The sequence below is a fragment of the Enterobacter cloacae complex sp. 397G4 genome (assembly GCF_050031515.1).
GTDB classification, from domain to species: Bacteria; Pseudomonadota; Gammaproteobacteria; order Enterobacterales; family Enterobacteriaceae; genus Enterobacter; species Enterobacter hormaechei_C.
The window spans coordinates 3593229-3609706 of the sequence record NZ_JBLGWE010000001.1; the positions used below are offsets into that span (position 1 = coordinate 3593229).

8 protein-coding genes, 1 tRNA gene and 3 rRNA genes are annotated in these 16478 nt (G+C 53.6%); 3 read left to right on the forward strand and 9 right to left on the reverse strand.

From position 1 onward, the window contains the following. Positions 1–4: 4 nt before the first annotated feature. The 3 genes from ACQG1Y_RS17265 (at position 5) to ACQG1Y_RS17275 (ending at position 4502) form a co-directional block, all read left to right on the forward strand. Complete coding sequence (locus ACQG1Y_RS17265; protein ID WP_368740538.1) at positions 5–2668, forward strand: bifunctional acetate--CoA ligase family protein/GNAT family N-acetyltransferase; 2664 nt, start codon at positions 5–7, stop codon at positions 2666–2668. 109 nt (positions 2669–2777) lie between these two features. Continuing rightward, complete coding sequence (gene pssA / locus ACQG1Y_RS17270; RefSeq protein ID WP_026094276.1) at positions 2778–4133, forward strand: CDP-diacylglycerol--serine O-phosphatidyltransferase; 1356 nt, start codon at positions 2778–2780, stop codon at positions 4131–4133. Between the two features lie 45 nt (positions 4134–4178). Then, positions 4179–4502, forward strand: coding sequence for a YfiM family lipoprotein (locus tag ACQG1Y_RS17275; RefSeq protein WP_003860739.1), 324 nt, complete (start codon positions 4179–4181; stop codon positions 4500–4502). Here ACQG1Y_RS17275 and ACQG1Y_RS17280 read toward each other — a convergent pair. The 9 genes from ACQG1Y_RS17280 to rluD all read right to left on the reverse strand — a co-directional run bounded on the left by ACQG1Y_RS17280 (position 4499) and on the right by rluD (position 16473). Further along, positions 4499–5806 carry an MFS family transporter gene (locus tag ACQG1Y_RS17280; protein WP_017383558.1) on the reverse strand — a complete coding sequence of 436 codons (1308 nt, stop codon included), beginning with the start codon at positions 5804–5806 and terminating at the stop codon, positions 4499–4501. The genes ACQG1Y_RS17275 and ACQG1Y_RS17280 overlap by 4 nt on opposite strands. Positions 5807–5957: 151 nt before the next feature. Next, positions 5958–6410 carry a DUF4385 domain-containing protein gene (locus ACQG1Y_RS17285; protein ID WP_193042373.1) on the reverse strand — a complete coding sequence of 151 codons (453 nt, stop codon included), beginning with the start codon at positions 6408–6410 and terminating at the stop codon, positions 5958–5960. A 128-nt stretch (positions 6411–6538) separates the two neighbouring features. Next, positions 6539–6654 (reverse strand): 5S ribosomal RNA (gene rrf / locus ACQG1Y_RS17290). 188 nt (positions 6655–6842) lie between these two features. Beyond that, positions 6843–9747: ribosomal RNA gene (locus ACQG1Y_RS17295) — 23S ribosomal RNA — on the reverse strand. Positions 9748–9929: 182 nt separating this feature from the next. After that, a tRNA-Glu gene (locus ACQG1Y_RS17300) sits at positions 9930–10005 on the reverse strand. An 84-nt stretch (positions 10006–10089) separates the two neighbouring features. Next, positions 10090–11631 (reverse strand): 16S ribosomal RNA (locus tag ACQG1Y_RS17305). Together the 16S, 23S and 5S rRNA genes with 1 tRNA gene alongside form the textbook arrangement of a ribosomal RNA operon. A gap of 430 nt (positions 11632–12061) precedes the next feature. Continuing rightward, the gene (gene clpB, locus ACQG1Y_RS17310; RefSeq protein WP_017692862.1) at positions 12062–14635 is read right to left on the reverse strand and encodes an ATP-dependent chaperone ClpB; all 2574 of its coding nucleotides are present in this window, start codon (positions 14633–14635) and stop codon (positions 12062–12064) included. Between the two features lie 129 nt (positions 14636–14764). Continuing rightward, a complete protein-coding gene (gene yfiH / locus ACQG1Y_RS17315) occupies positions 14765–15496 on the reverse strand; it encodes a purine nucleoside phosphorylase YfiH (protein WP_045141910.1) in 732 nt (243 codons plus the stop codon). Next, the gene (gene rluD / locus ACQG1Y_RS17320; RefSeq protein WP_017383977.1) at positions 15493–16473 is read right to left on the reverse strand and encodes a 23S rRNA pseudouridine(1911/1915/1917) synthase RluD; all 981 of its coding nucleotides are present in this window, start codon (positions 16471–16473) and stop codon (positions 15493–15495) included. The genes yfiH and rluD overlap by 4 nt, the downstream gene beginning before the upstream one ends. Positions 16474–16478 lie beyond the last annotated feature (5 nt).

Genomic DNA, 16478 nt, shown 5'->3' on the forward strand with positions numbered 1-16478 from the left:
CTGCATGAGCCAGAGAGGGTTAGAAGCGCTACTCCGTCCGAAATCCATTGCCGTTATTGGCGCCTCGATGAAACCGGACCGCGCAGGGTATCTGATGATGCGTAACCTGCTGGCTGGCGGGTTTAACGGCCCGGTCATGCCTGTTACGCCCGCTTATAAAGCGGTACAGGGAGTACTGGCGTGGCCGGATGTGCAGAGCCTGCCTTTCGTTCCCGACCTCGCCGTGCTCTGTACACATGCGAAACGAAACCTCGAACTGCTTGAGTCGCTCGGTCAGAAAGGCTGTAAAACCTGCATTATTCTTTCCTCGCCTCCTGAACAGCAGCCCGAACTGCTGGCCTGCGCCAGCCGCTACCAGATGCGCATTCTTGGTCCAAACAGCCTCGGCCTGCTTGCGCCCTGGCAAGGGCTGAATGCCAGTTTTTCCCCGGTTCCGATCCGTAAAGGCAAACTGGCCTTTATTTCGCAGTCGGCTGCGGTATCCAATACCATCCTCGACTGGGCGCAGCAGCGTGAGATGGGCTTTTCCTACTTCATCGCTTTGGGCGACAGCCTGGACATTGACGTCGATGAGCTGCTGGATTTCCTGGCGCGTGACAGCAAAACCAGCGCTATCCTGCTCTACCTTGAACACCTGAGCGACGCCCGTCGTTTTGTGTCGGCGTCGCGTAGCGCATCGCGAAATAAACCGATACTGGTCATCAAAAGCGGGCGCAGCCCTGCGGCTCAGCGCCTGCTACATTCCCGTTCCGGGATGGATCCCGCATGGGATGCAGCGATCCAGCGCGCCGGTTTACTGCGGGTACAGGATACGCACGAGCTTTTTTCCGCCGTCGAAACGTTAAGCCACATGCGCCCCCTGCGCGGTGAAAAGCTGATGATTGTCAGCAACGGTGCCGCTCCCGCCGCCCTGGCGCTGGACGAGCTCTGGCTACGCAACGGCAAGCTGGCCACGCTGGGTGAAGAGACGCTACAGCGCCTGCGGGACGCGTTACCGGGAAGCGTTGTTCCCGATAATCCCCTCGATTTGCGCGATGATGCCAGCAGCGATCGTTACATTAAGGCGATCACGATTTTGCTCGATAGCCAGGACTTTGATGCACTGATGATTATCCATTCGCCCAGCGCGGTTGCGCCAGGCAGCGAAAGTGCGCGTGCGCTGATTGAGGCAGTCCGAAAACATCCCCGCGGCAAATACGTTACCCTGCTGACCAACTGGTGCGGCGAGTTCTCCTCCCAGGAGGCACGGCGTCTGTTTAGTGAAGCCGGGTTGCCAACCTACCGTACCCCGGAGGGCACCATTACCGCGTTTATGCATATGGTTGAATACCGCCGCAACCAGAAGCAGCTGCGTGAAACGCCTGCCATGCCGGGCAATCTCACCGCAAATTCAGTGGATGTGCACAGGCTTTTGCAGCAGGCCATCGAAGAGGGCGCCACTTCTCTTGATACACATGAGGTACAACCCATTCTTGGCAGCTATGGGATGCAAACCCTGCCCACCTGGATCGCCGGCGACAGCGCTGAGGCGGTACATATCGCTGAGCAGATTGGTTATCCGGTCGCGCTGAAGCTGCGCTCTCCCGATATTCCGCACAAATCGGATGTGCAGGGCGTCATGCTGTATCTGCGCACCGCGACAGAAGTACAACAGGCCGCGGATGCCATTATCGATCGCGTAAAAATGACGTGGCCACAGGCCCGGATCCACGGCCTGCTGGTGCAGAGCATGGCCAACCGTGCGGGTGCACAGGAGCTGCGCGTGGTTGTCGAACACGATCCGGTTTTTGGTCCGCTCATTATGCTGGGTGAAGGCGGCGTTGAGTGGCGGCCAGAAGAACAGGCGGTTGTCGCGCTTCCTCCTCTAAACATGAACCTGGCGCGTTATTTGATTATTCAGGCCATCAAAAGCAAAAAAATCCGCGGGAGAAGCGCTCTGCGGCCGCTTGATATCGCCGGATTAAGCCAGTTTCTGGTGAAGGTCTCCAACCTCATTGTTGACTGTGCGGAGATCCAGCGCCTGGATATCCACCCCCTTCTTGCCTCCGGAAATGAATTTACCGCGCTGGACGTGACGCTGGATATTGCGCCCTTTATCGGTGATCGGGAAAGCCGTCTCGCCATTCGTCCTTATCCTCTTCATCTGGAAGAGTGGGTGGAGATGAAAAATGGGGAACGGGCGCTGTTTCGCCCTATCCTGCCGGAAGACGAGCCGCTGCTGCGGGCGTTCATCTCGCAGGTGACGAAGGAAGATTTGTACTATCGCTATTTCAGCGAAATCAATGAATTTACCCACGACGATTTAGCCAATATGACCCAGATCGACTACGATCGAGAAATGGCGATTGTGGCGGTCCGCCGTTCCGGAGCGGGAGAGGAGATCCTCGGCGTGACGCGTGCCATTTCCGACCCGGATAACGTGGATGCGGAGTTTGCCGTACTGGTGCGTTCCGATCTTAAGGGTTTGGGGTTGGGCAGACGGCTGCTCGAAAAACTCATTGGTTATACGCGCGATCACGGATTGTCACGCCTGAATGGCATTACTATGCCAAACAATCGGGGTATGGTGACCCTGGCGCGGAAGCTCGGTTTTGACGTTGATATCCAGCTGGATGAAGGCATTGTCTCTCTGTCCCTCAGCCTGATTTCGACGGATAAACAAGAGTAAGCTGCTGGAAATGTTACCCACTTTTCGCGGCACTGGGGTATCATTGTCCGCTTATGTTGTTTGCCTGGTACAGACAACCCTTCAATGAACAGAGAAGAAACGCACTGTGATGTTGTCAAAATTTAAGCGTAATAAACATCAACAACACCTTGCTCAACTACCGAAGATTTCTCAGTCAGTTGATGATGTAGAGTTCTTTTATGCTCCCGCTCATTTCCGGGAGACGCTTCTTGAAAAGATTGCCAGCGCTACGCGACGTATTTGCATTGTGGCGCTCTATCTTGAACAAGATGAAGGTGGGCGTGCGATCCTGAACGCGCTCTATGAAGCGAAACGTCAGCGTCCGGAACTGGATGTTCGCGTGCTGGTTGACTGGCACCGTGCTCAGCGCGGCCGTATTGGTGCCGCTGCCTCGAATACCAATGCTGACTGGTATTGCCGCACGGCCCAGGAAAATCCGGGTATTGATATCCCGGTGTATGGCGTACCGGTGAATACCCGTGAAGCGCTTGGCGTTCTTCATTTTAAAGGATTTATCATTGATGACAGCGTCCTTTATAGCGGTGCCAGCCTGAATGATGTGTATCTCCATCAGCTCGATAAATACCGTTACGATCGCTACCATCTGATCCGCAATCCGCAGATGGCCGACATCATGTTCAACTGGGTTGATAAAAACCTGGTTCATGGCCGGGGTGTGCACCGTCTTGACGATCCTCATCGTCCGAAAAGCCCGGAAATCAAAAACGACGTTCGCTCCTTCCGCCAGGAACTGCGCGATGCGGTTTATCGTTTTCAGGGTGATGCCAGTAATGAAGAACTGTCCGTTACGCCTCTGGTAGGCCTGGGAAAATCCAGCCTGCTGAACAAGACCATCTTCCATTTGATGCCGTGCGCGGAGCATAAGCTCACCATCTGTACCCCGTACTTCAACCTTCCCGCCGTTCTGGTGCGCAATATCATTCAGCTGCTGCGTGATGGTAAAAAGGTGGAAATTATTGTCGGGGATAAAACGGCAAATGACTTTTTCATTCCGGAAGATCAGCCTTTCAAGATCATCGGCGCACTGCCTTATCTCTATGAGATTAACCTGCGCCGCTTCCTGAGCCGTTTACAGTATTATGTGAACACGGACCAGCTGGTTGTGCGTCTCTGGAAAGATGAAGACAACAGCTATCACCTCAAAGGAATGTGGGTGGATGATGAGTGGATGCTGCTGACCGGTAATAATCTCAACCCACGCGCCTGGCGTCTGGATCTGGAAAACGCCATCCTTATCCACGATCCTCAGCATGCGTTAGCCGCGAAACGCGATCGTGAGCTGGAGCTTATACGCACGCATACTACAGTGGTTCGTCATTATCGCGATCTGCAAAGCATCGCTGATTATCCGGTGAAAGTTCGCAAGCTGATTCGCCGTCTACGTCGGATCCGTATCGACCGCCTCATCAGCCGCATTCTGTAATACACGAGCCCTGTCATCGACGGGGCTTTTTTATGGAGTCTGTTAATGCGTACGCCTTTCTTGATAATCCCTCTTTTCCTGACCGGTTGCAGCCATATGGCTAATGATAACTGGTCGGGTCAGGATAAAGCTCAACACTTTCTGGCGTCTGCAATGTTGTCCGCTGCGGGTAATGAATATGCGCTGCACCAGGGTTATAGCCGGGATCGAAGTGCCACAATGGGGCTGATGTTCTCCATCAGCCTGGGGGCATCAAAAGAACTTTGGGATAGCCGCCCCTCGGGAAGCGGCTGGAGCTGGAAAGATTTTGCCTGGGACGTAGCCGGGGCAACAACCGGCTACGCCGTCTGGCAGATGGCGCATTACTAAAGGCGGATCCCTTTTCCTTTACGATGCAGCATCAGGGAGACAATAAACGCCAGCGCCCCCATGATGGTGACATACCAGAAAAAGGTCGATTCACTGCCCCATGACTTAAGGGATAGCGCGACATACTCTGCCGAACCGCCGAACAGGGCGTTAGCGACCGCATAAGAGAGGCCTACGCCCAGCGCCCTCACCTGTGCGGGAAACATTTCTGCTTTCAAAATGCCACTGATTGCCGTGTAAAAACTAATAATAATAAGTGCCACCATAATCAAAGCGAAAGCGGCATACGGAGAGGTTGTATGCTGTAGCGCCGTCAAAAGCGGAACAGTCCCCAGGGTGAGCATGCCACCAAAGATCAGCATGGAGGTGCGGCGACCTATTTTGTCCGACAGCGCGCCAACAATCGGCTGGATGAGCATAAAGACCAGTAACGCCACCGTCATGACGACACTCGCAACGTTAGCATGCATGCCCGTGGTGTTGACCAGATATTTTTGCATATAGGTGGTGAAGGTATAGAAGCTTAGCGAGCCTGCGGCGGTAAAGCCTAATACCATCAAAAACGCTTTGCGGTTTCGCCACAGCCCTTTCATCGAACCGGCTTCTTTCAGCGCCCTGACCTCCTGCTGGGAGGTTTCATCAAGCTGACGGCGTAACCACAGCGCCACAACCGCCAGGGCAGCCCCCAGGGCAAACGGGATGCGCCAGCCCCAGGCGCGTAAATCTTCATCGCTAAGGATTTGTTGAAGGATCACCACAACCAGTAACGCCAGCAGCTGACCGCCAATGAGGGTTACATACTGGAATGATGCATAGAAACCTTTGCGCCCTTCAACAGCTACTTCGCTCATGTATGTCGCGCTGGTGCCGTATTCGCCACCTACTGACAGCCCCTGGAACAGGCGTGCCAGCAGCAACAACGCCGGTGCCCATGTTCCGATAGTGTCATATCCGGGCAGGCAGGCAATCACCAGCGAGCCGACGCACATCATGCATACGGAGATAAGCATGGATGTCTTGCGCCCTTTCCTGTCGGCGATCCTGCCGAACAGCCATCCGCCAATGGGACGCATCAGGAACCCGGCGGCAAAAACGCCTGCGGTTTGCAGAAGCTGCGTAGTGGTGTTCCCTGACGGGAAAAAGATATGCGCAAAGTAGAGTGAACAGAATGAATAGACGTAAAAATCAAACCACTCTACAAGGTTCCCCGATGAAGCTCCAACGATTGCCCAAACCCGACGGCGAGTATCCTTGCCTGCTAAACTTGTGTTATCCGTATCTGCACTGGCTACGGTTTCTGTCATTTTAAAATCCCCTGTCTCACATTGCGGGCCATTGCCCACAAACAGTAAAACCGGATTTAAAACGAATCGTTAGGTAAATAAAATGTTTCCAATATGTTTCATTGGATTTTGTGAACTCGATCAGGTATCGAATTATTAGCGGACGTAGTAATTATCCCCACGCTTGCTGGTGCGCCTTTTTTCGCTGCAAATAATCTTCATCGGCACGAATTTTATCCCACCACGTTCTGAATACCGCAGCGGCCTCTGCTTTTACGGGATCGAGATCGAGGGGTTTGACCTGGCGCTTCTCATCATACTTTTTACCGCCTTTATGATTGGCGTATCGCCGGGCACGGGTGTAGCCCATCTGTATGAATTTACGCGCCATATCCATACCTACAAAATCGTTATTCCTGCGGTACTCTTCAAAGAGGGCGTAGATCTCTTCTGCCGAACGCGCTGCGACTTCAGCATTTTTATAACGCCAGTGTGGCAGGATTTCGCTTTTATAAGGCTCGACCATCAATACGCCCTGCTCACCCCGGCCCACCTGATACCGTTCGGGATGTTCGCGAAAATTAATATTGGCAAAATCTTGTTGATAATCAAAGGGACGAGTCAAAGCGGCACCATTGTTAAAATTGTTTTAACAATTGTAGGCCGGATAAGGGGAAGCCGCCATCCGGCATGTTTTCCACGTACAAAGCAAAAAACCCCGCACCTTACGGTACGGGGTTCTTCTTAATTGATGCCTGGCAGTTCCCTACTCTCACATGGGGAGACCCCACACTACCATCGGCGCTACGGCGTTTCACTTCTGAGTTCGGCATGGGGTCAGGTGGGACCACCGCGCTACAGCCGCCAGGCAAATTCCTGTGCTCTGTCCTGTGTCTTTCGCACTGATACTGCGTTGGCTGCTCTCGTAAAGTCAGTCACATACCTCAGTATGCTCCTTCCTTTCCTTCGTTTGCCGCCTTGTCTCAGCGCAAAATCCTTCGGACTCTGAATCTAAGCTGAAAATTTCGTCTCTTCGCCAAAACACCTTCGGCGTTGTAAGGTTAAGCCTCACGGTTCATTAGTATCGGTTAGCTCAACGCATCGCTGCGCTTACACACCCGACCTATCAACGTCGTCGTCTTCAACGTTCCTTCAGGAGACTCAAGGTCTCAGGGAGAACTCATCTCGGGGCAAGTTTCGTGCTTAGATGCTTTCAGCACTTATCTCTTCCGCATTTAGCTACCGGGCAGTGCCATTGGCATGACAACCCGAACACCAGTGATGCGTCCACTCCGGTCCTCTCGTACTAGGAGCAGCCCCCCTCAATTCTCCAGCGCCCACGGCAGATAGGGACCGAACTGTCTCACGACGTTCTAAACCCAGCTCGCGTACCACTTTAAATGGCGAACAGCCATACCCTTGGGACCTACTTCAGCCCCAGGATGTGATGAGCCGACATCGAGGTGCCAAACACCGCCGTCGATATGAACTCTTGGGCGGTATCAGCCTGTTATCCCCGGAGTACCTTTTATCCGTTGAGCGATGGCCCTTCCATTCAGAACCACCGGATCACTATGACCTGCTTTCGCACCTGCTCGCGCCGTCACGCTCGCAGTCAAGCTGGCTTATGCCATTGCACTAACCTCCTGATGTCCGACCAGGATTAGCCAACCTTCGTGCTCCTCCGTTACTCTTTGGGAGGAGACCGCCCCAGTCAAACTACCCACCAGACACTGTCCGCAACCCGGATTACGGGTCTACGTTAGAACACCAGCCATTAAAGGGTGGTATTTCAAGGTTGGCTCCACGCAGACTGGCGTCCACGCTTCAAAGCCTCCCACCTATCCTACACATCAAGGACCAGTGTTCAGTGTCAAGCTATAGTAAAGGTTCACGGGGTCTTTCCGTCTTGCCGCGGGTACACTGCATCTTCACAGCGAGTTCAATTTCACTGAGTCTCGGGTGGAGACAGCCTGGCCATCATTACGCCATTCGTGCAGGTCGGAACTTACCCGACAAGGAATTTCGCTACCTTAGGACCGTTATAGTTACGGCCGCCGTTTACCGGGGCTTCGATCAAGAGCTTCGCGTTGCCGCTAACCCCATCAATTAACCTTCCGGCACCGGGCAGGCGTCACACCGTATACGTCCACTTTCGTGTTTGCACAGTGCTGTGTTTTTAATAAACAGTTGCAGCCAGCTGGTATCTTCGACTGATTTCAGCTCCACCCGCAGGGGCTTCACCTACATATCAGCGTGCCTTCTCCCGAAGTTACGGCACCATTTTGCCTAGTTCCTTCACCCGAGTTCTCTCAAGCGCCTTGGTATTCTCTACCTGACCACCTGTGTCGGTTTGGGGTACGATTTCGTGTTACCTGATGCTTAGAGGCTTTTCCTGGAAGCAGGGCATTTATCACTTCAGCACCGTAGTGCCTCGTCATCACACCTCAGCGTTAATAAGGTACCGGATTTACCTGGAACCTCCGCCTACATGCTTAAACCGGGACAACCGTCGCCCGGCTGACATAGCCTTCTCCGTCCCCCCTTCGCAGTAACACCAAGTACAGGAATATTAACCTGTTTCCCATCGACTACGCCTTTCGGCCTCGCCTTAGGGGTCGACTCACCCTGCCCCGATTAACGTTGGACAGGAACCCTTGGTCTTCCGGCGAGCGGGCTTTTCACCCGCTTTATCGTTACTTATGTCAGCATTCGCACTTCTGATACCTCCAGCATGCCTCACAGCACACCTTCAACGGCTTACAGAACGCTCCCCTACCCAACAACACATAGTGTCGCTGCCGCAGCTTCGGTGCATGGTTTAGCCCCGTTACATCTTCCGCGCAGGCCGACTCGACCAGTGAGCTATTACGCTTTCTTTAAATGATGGCTGCTTCTAAGCCAACATCCTGGCTGTCTGTGCCTTCCCACATCGTTTCCCACTTAACCATGACTTTGGGACCTTAGCTGGCGGTCTGGGTTGTTTCCCTCTTCACGACGGACGTTAGCACCCGCCGTGTGTCTCCCGTGATAACATTCTTCGGTATTCGTAGTTTGCATCGGGTTGGTAAGCCGGGATGGCCCCCTAGCCGAAACAGTGCTCTACCCCCGAAGATGAGTTCACGAGGCGCTACCTAAATAGCTTTCGGGGAGAACCAGCTATCTCCCGGTTTGATTGGCCTTTCACCCCCAGCCACAGGTCATCCGCTAATTTTTCAACATTAGTCGGTTCGGTCCTCCAGTTAGTGTTACCCAACCTTCAACCTGCCCATGGCTAGATCACCGGGTTTCGGGTCTATACCCTGCAACTTAACGCCCAGTTAAGACTCGGTTTCCCTTCGGCTCCCCTATACGGTTAACCTTGCTACAGAATATAAGTCGCTGACCCATTATACAAAAGGTACGCAGTCACCCCATAAAGAGGCTCCCACTGCTTGTACGTACACGGTTTCAGGTTCTTTTTCACTCCCCTCGCCGGGGTTCTTTTCGCCTTTCCCTCACGGTACTGGTTCACTATCGGTCAGTCAGGAGTATTTAGCCTTGGAGGATGGTCCCCCCATATTCAGACAGGATACCACGTGTCCCGCCCTACTCTTCGAGTTCACAGCAAGTGTGCTTTCGTGTACGGGACTATCACCCTGTACCGTCGGACTTTCCAGACCGTTCCACTAACACACAAGCTGATTCAGACTCCGGGCTGCTCCCCGTTCGCTCGCCGCTACTGGGGGAATCTCGGTTGATTTCTTTTCCTCGGGGTACTTAGATGTTTCAGTTCCCCCGGTTCGCCTCGTTAACCTATGTATTCAGTTAACGATAGTGCAACGGATTGCACTGGGTTTCCCCATTCGGACATCGCCGGGTCAAGGGTTCATATCACCTCGCCGGCGCTTTTCGCAGATTAGCACGTCCTTCATCGCCTCTGACTGCCAGGGCATCCACCGTGTACGCTTAGTCGCTTAACCTCACAACCCGAAGATGTTTCACTTCTGATTGCGAAAATTTGAGAGACTCGAACACACATGAGCTGTGTGTCGTTTCAATTTTCAGCTTGATCCAGATTTTTAAAGAGCAAATATCTCAAACATGACTCGCAAGTCAGTTTTGAGATATGACGGCAGGTGACTTTCACTCACGAACCAGCAAGTGGCGTCCCCTAGGGGATTCGAACCCCTGTTACCGCCGTGAAAGGGCGGTGTCCTGGGCCTCTAGACGAAGGGGACGTACAGTCTCAATCGCAAGACGCCTTGCTATTTACTTTTCATCAGACAATCTGTGTGAGCACTACAAAGGCAGGTTCTTTAAGGTAAGGAGGTGATCCAACCGCAGGTTCCCCTACGGTTACCTTGTTACGACTTCACCCCAGTCATGAATCACAAAGTGGTAAGCGCCCTCCCGAAGGTTAAGCTACCTACTTCTTTTGCAACCCACTCCCATGGTGTGACGGGCGGTGTGTACAAGGCCCGGGAACGTATTCACCGTGGCATTCTGATCCACGATTACTAGCGATTCCGACTTCATGGAGTCGAGTTGCAGACTCCAATCCGGACTACGACGCACTTTATGAGGTCCGCTTGCTCTCGCGAGGTCGCTTCTCTTTGTATGCGCCATTGTAGCACGTGTGTAGCCCTACTCGTAAGGGCCATGATGACTTGACGTCATCCCCACCTTCCTCCAGTTTATCACTGGCAGTCTCCTTTGAGTTCCCGGCCTAACCGCTGGCAACAAAGGATAAGGGTTGCGCTCGTTGCGGGACTTAACCCAACATTTCACAACACGAGCTGACGACAGCCATGCAGCACCTGTCTCAGAGTTCCCGAAGGCACCAATCCATCTCTGGAAAGTTCTCTGGATGTCAAGAGTAGGTAAGGTTCTTCGCGTTGCATCGAATTAAACCACATGCTCCACCGCTTGTGCGGGCCCCCGTCAATTCATTTGAGTTTTAACCTTGCGGCCGTACTCCCCAGGCGGTCGACTTAACGCGTTAGCTCCGGAAGCCACGCCTCAAGGGCACAACCTCCAAGTCGACATCGTTTACGGCGTGGACTACCAGGGTATCTAATCCTGTTTGCTCCCCACGCTTTCGCACCTGAGCGTCAGTCTTTGTCCAGGGGGCCGCCTTCGCCACCGGTATTCCTCCAGATCTCTACGCATTTCACCGCTACACCTGGAATTCTACCCCCCTCTACAAGACTCTAGCCTGCCAGTTTCGAATGCAGTTCCCAGGTTGAGCCCGGGGATTTCACATCCGACTTGACAGACCGCCTGCGTGCGCTTTACGCCCAGTAATTCCGATTAACGCTTGCACCCTCCGTATTACCGCGGCTGCTGGCACGGAGTTAGCCGGTGCTTCTTCTGCGGGTAACGTCAATTGCTGAGGTTATTAACCTCAACACCTTCCTCCCCGCTGAAAGTACTTTACAACCCGAAGGCCTTCTTCATACACGCGGCATGGCTGCATCAGGCTTGCGCCCATTGTGCAATATTCCCCACTGCTGCCTCCCGTAGGAGTCTGGACCGTGTCTCAGTTCCAGTGTGGCTGGTCATCCTCTCAGACCAGCTAGGGATCGTCGCCTAGGTGAGCCGTTACCCCACCTACTAGCTAATCCCATCTGGGCACATCCGATGGCAAGAGGCCCGAAGGTCCCCCTCTTTGGTCTTGCGACGTTATGCGGTATTAGCTACCGTTTCCAGTAGTTATCCCCCTCCATCAGGCAGTTTCCCAGACATTACTCACCCGTCCGCCACTCGTCAGCAAAGCAGCAAGCTGCTTCCTGTTACCGTTCGACTTGCATGTGTTAGGCCTGCCGCCAGCGTTCAATCTGAGCCATGATCAAACTCTTCAATTTAAAAGTTTGATGCTCAATGAATTAAACTTCGTAATGAATTACGTGTTCACTCGTTGAGACTTGGTATTCATTTAGTGTCCGAGGACATTAAGAATCCATGTCACTTTGAGTGCCCACACAGATTGTCTGATAAATTGTTAAAGAGCAGTGCCGCTTCGTTTTCGCTGCGGCGCGGGGTGTGCATATTACGCTTTCCCGCTTCAGAGTCAAGCGTTTGTTTTGCTTTTCTCTGCTGACCCGGCGGCTTGCGTGCCGTTGTTCCGTGTCAGTGGAGGCGCATTATAGGGAGTAATTCCGAACCTGCAAGGATAAAGTGAAAATTATTTACTGAACGCTCATTTTCCAGGCAAAATCACATCCCAGACCTCAATTTTCGCCTGGTTTTTAAACAAAAACGAGCCGCAAGCGGCCCGTTTTTGCGTTTTGTGACTTACTGCACTGCCACAATGCGATCGTCGTTGGCTTCCAGACGAATAACTTTGCCCGGAACCAGCTCCCCAGAGAGGATTTGCTGTGCCAGCGGGTTTTCGATCTGCTGCTGGATAGCACGTTTTAACGGACGCGCACCATAAACAGGATCGTAACCATTCTCGCTCAGCAGTTTCAGCGCATCGTCGGAAATGTGGATTTCATACCCACGCTCTTCCAGACGTTTGTACAGACGCTGCAACTGGATCTGCGCAATCGACGCGATGTGTTTCTCGCCCAGCGGATGGAACACGACCACTTCATCAATACGGTTGATGAACTCCGGACGGAAGTTTTGGCTGACCACACCCAGCACAAGATCTTTCATATGGCTGTAATCCAGCTCACCGAAACGTTCCTGAATCAAATCGGAACCCAGGTTCGAGGTCATGATCACCACCGTGTTACGGAAGTCGACCGTTCTTCCCTGCCCGTCCGTCAGACGCCCATCATCCAGCACCTGCAACAGAATGTTAAACACGTCAGGATGAGCCTTTTCCACTTCATCCAGCAGGATGACGGAATAAGGACGACGACGAACCGCTTCCGTCAGGTAACCGCCCTCTTCATAACCGACATATCCCGGAGGCGCACCGACCAGACGCGAGACGGAGTGTTTCTCCATAAACTCGGACATATCGATACGCACCATTGCGTCATCGCTGTCGAACATAAAGTTAGCCAGCGCTTTACACAGCTCGGTTTTACCGACACCGGTTGGCCCCAGGAAAAGGAACGAGCCGATTGGACGATTCGGATCGGACAGCCCCGCACGGCTACGACGAATGGCGTTAGATACCGCTTCGACCGCTTCGTTCTGTCCAATGACGCGCTGATGCAGATCCTGCTCCATACGCAGCAGTTTCTCACGTTCGCTTTCCATCATGCGAGCCACAGGAATACCCGTCCAGCGCGCCAGCACTTCGGCAATCTCGGCATCCGTCACTTTATTACGCAACAGACGCATGGTTTTGCCTTCCGACTGCGTGGCGATCTCAAGCTGTTTTTCCAGCTCAGGGATCTTGCCGTACTGTAGCTCGGACATCCGCGCCAGATCTCCTACGCGACGGGCCTGCTCAATGGCAATTTTCGCCTGCTCCAGCTCCGCCTTGATTGTCTGGGTGCCAGAGAGGGAGGCTTTCTCAGCTTTCCACTCTTCTTCCAGCTCAGAATACTGACGCTCTTTCTCGTCCAGTTCTTCGTTAAGCATATCGAGGCGTTTCTTACTCGCTTCGTCAGACTCTTTGTTCAGCGCCTGCTGTTCCAGCTTGAGCTGGATAATGCGGCGATCGAGTCGGTCCAGCTCTTCCGGTTTCGAGTCAATCTGCATACGGATGCTGGACGCCGCTTCATCGATAAGGTCGATGGCTTTATCCGGCAACTGACGGTCGGCAATGTAACGATGCGAAAGCGTCGCCGCCGCAACGATGGCCGGGTCAGTGATCTGCACGTGATGGTGCAGCTCATAACGCTCTTTCAGTCCTCGCAAAATGGCGATGGTATCTTCAACGCTTGGTTCAGCGACAAACACCTTCTGGAAGCGACGCTCCAGCGCGGCATCTTTTTCAATGTACTGACGATACTCGTCCAGCGTAGTGGCGCCGACGCAGTGAAGTTCACCACGCGCCAGCGCAGGTTTCAGCATGTTCCCGGCATCCATTGCGCCGTCAGCTTTACCCGCCCCCACCATGGTGTGCAGTTCGTCGATAAACAGGATGACGTTACCTTCCTGTTTCGCCAGATCGTTCAGCACGCCTTTCAGACGCTCTTCAAATTCACCGCGGTATTTCGCCCCGGCCACCAGCGCGCCCATATCCAGCGCCAGTACGCGACGGCCTTTCAGCCCTTCGGGCACTTCGCCATTAACGATACGCTGCGCCAGCCCTTCAACGATGGCGGTTTTACCGACGCCAGGCTCACCAATCAGCACCGGGTTGTTTTTGGTACGACGTTGCAGTACCTGGATAGTCCGACGAATTTCTTCGTCACGGCCGATTACCGGGTCAAGTTTGCCCTGCTCGGCACGTTCGGTCAGGTCGACCGTAAATTTCTTCAAAGCCTGACGTTGGTCTTCGGCTCCCTGGTCGTTCACGCTTTCACCTCCGCGCATTTTCTCAATCGCCTGGGTCACATTAGCGGTGGTTGCACCGGCGGATTTCAGCAGGTCGGTTAAGGTACCGCGTGATTCAAGCGCCGCCAGAACAAACAGCTCTGACGAAATAAAGTTGTCCCCACGTTTTTGTGCCAGCTTGTCGCAAAGGTTCAGCACGCGCACCAGATCCTGCGACGGCTGCACGTCGCCGCCGGTACCTTCTACCTGCGGTAAACGGCTCAGCGCCTGATCGATGGCGGTGCGTAACTGGCCGGCATTAATGCCAGCGGACGTTAATAAAGGACGTACCGATCCCCCTTCCTGATTCAGCAAGGCGCTCATTAAATGAAGAGGTTCGATAAATTGGTTGTCGTGCCCCAGTGCAAGGGACTGGGCATCGGCGAGAGCAAGCTGGAATTTATTAGTAAGACGATCCAGACGCATAACTCCTCCCATAACAGGTCAAATTTGCTACTGGAGATTAAATGAGGTCATCCCTCAATTATTCAAGGTTAATAACCTGAATTATGTGAAAAGAAAACGGCGCGTACCGGATCGTCTTGATTCTTTAGGTTATATCAGCCAAATGAAACTTGCCATACGACCTGTCGTCTTGTCGCGGCGATAGGAGAAAAAATCACCCTTTTCGCTGAAGGTACAGCGATCTCCGCCGAAGATTTGGGTCACGCCGACGTTATTCAGGCGCTGGCGGGCAAGCTGATAAATATCGGCCAGATATTTATCTCCGGAAGCCACAAACGCTTCGACCGCTTGCGGATCTTTTTCCATAAAGGCATCGCGCACTTCGGGCCCGACCTCAAACGCCTGCGGGCCAATCGCCGGGCCAAGCCAGGCGATGAGATTTGCAGAATCGTCATGGAAGCAGGCAACGGTCTCTTCCAGCACGCCTTCGCACAGGCCTCGCCATCCGGCGTGGGCAGCAGCCACTTCAGTCCCTGCCTGATTGCAGAACAACACCGGCAGGCAATCAGCAGTCATCACCGCGCAAACCGTTCCCGGCGTATTGCTGTACGAAGCATCGGCGCGCTTAGACGCATAGGGCTCCCCCGTCAGCTTCAGCACCGCTTTACCATGCACCTGCTCAAGCCAGACCGGTTTTGAAGGAAGGTTTCCCGCAGCAAAGAGGCGTTTACGGTTCTCTTCAACGTGCTCCAGGTTATCACCACAGTGCGCACCGAGGTTCAGTGACTCCCACGCGCCCTGGCTCACGCCACCGATACGGGTTGAACTACAGGCGGCCACGCCTTCAGGCAGTGGCCATTCCGGGACAATCAGTTTGGTCATAACCAGTCCACGTGATCCTTATGTTCTTCGAAATCTGCGCGCATCGCGTCGATAAGTTCCACCATATCCTGTGGGATCGGCGCATGCCATTCCATCTGAATTCCGGTGATTGGGTGGTAAAGACGTAGCATCGTCGCATGCAGCGCCTGGCGATCGAATTTACGCAGCACGGAGATGAATTCATCCGATGCGCCCTTTGGTGGACGCGGACGACCGCCGTAAACAGGGTCCCCCACCAGCGGATGGGTAATATGCGCCATGTGCACGCGGATCTGGTGAGTACGCCCGGTTTCCAGACGCAGGCGCAGGCGCGTATGAATACGGAAATGTTCCATGATGCGGTAGTGGGTTACCGCCGGTTTGCCCATCGGGTGTACAGACATATGCGTACGCTTGGTTGGGTGACGGCTGATAGGCTCTTCCACCGTGCCGCCAGAGGTCATATGACCAATCGCCACCGCTTCATACTCACGGGTGATTTCGCGCAGTTGCAACGATTCCACCAGGCGAGTCTGGGCGGGAACCGTCTTCGCCACCACCATCAGACCCGTGGTGTCTTTATCCAGACGGTGAACGATACCGGCACGCGGTACATCGGCAATCGGCGGATAATAATGAAGGAGAGCGTTAAGTACCGTACCGTCAGGATTGCCCGCGCCCGGGTGAACAACAAAGTCGCGCGGCTTGTTGATGACCAGAATGTCGTCATCTTCGTAGACGATATCCAGCGGGATATCCTGCGGCTCGAAGCGGACTTCCTCTTCGATTTCAGCATTGATGGCGACAGCTTCCCCACCAAACACTTTCTCTTTTGGTTTGTCCCAGATCTTGCCGTTTACCAGCACGCGCTGGTCAAGGATCCATTCTTTTATGCGTGAACGCGAATAATCAGGGAACAATTCGGCCAAAGCCTGATCTAAGCGTTGACCGAGCTGATTTTCGGAGACTGTTGCGGTGAGTTCTACTCGTTGTGCCATAAACT

Bases quoted from the DNA above. Each gene is read 5' to 3' on its own strand.
- ACQG1Y_RS17280 (WP_017383558.1), bottom strand. From the start codon at position 5,806: ATGACAGAAACCGTAGCCAGTGCAGATACGGATAACACAAGTTTAGCA.
- ACQG1Y_RS17275 (WP_003860739.1), top strand. From the start codon at position 4,179: ATGCGTACGCCTTTCTTGATAATCCCTCTTTTCCTGACCGGTTGCAGC.
- rluD (WP_017383977.1), bottom strand. From the start codon at position 16,473: ATGGCACAACGAGTAGAACTCACCGCAACAGTCTCCGAAAATCAGCTC.
- clpB (WP_017692862.1), bottom strand. From the start codon at position 14,635: ATGCGTCTGGATCGTCTTACTAATAAATTCCAGCTTGCTCTCGCCGAT.
- yfiH (WP_045141910.1), bottom strand. From the start codon at position 15,496: ATGACCAAACTGATTGTCCCGGAATGGCCACTGCCTGAAGGCGTGGCC.
- pssA (WP_026094276.1), top strand. From the start codon at position 2,778: ATGTTGTCAAAATTTAAGCGTAATAAACATCAACAACACCTTGCTCAA.
- ACQG1Y_RS17265 (WP_368740538.1), top strand. From the start codon at position 5: ATGAGCCAGAGAGGGTTAGAAGCGCTACTCCGTCCGAAATCCATTGCC.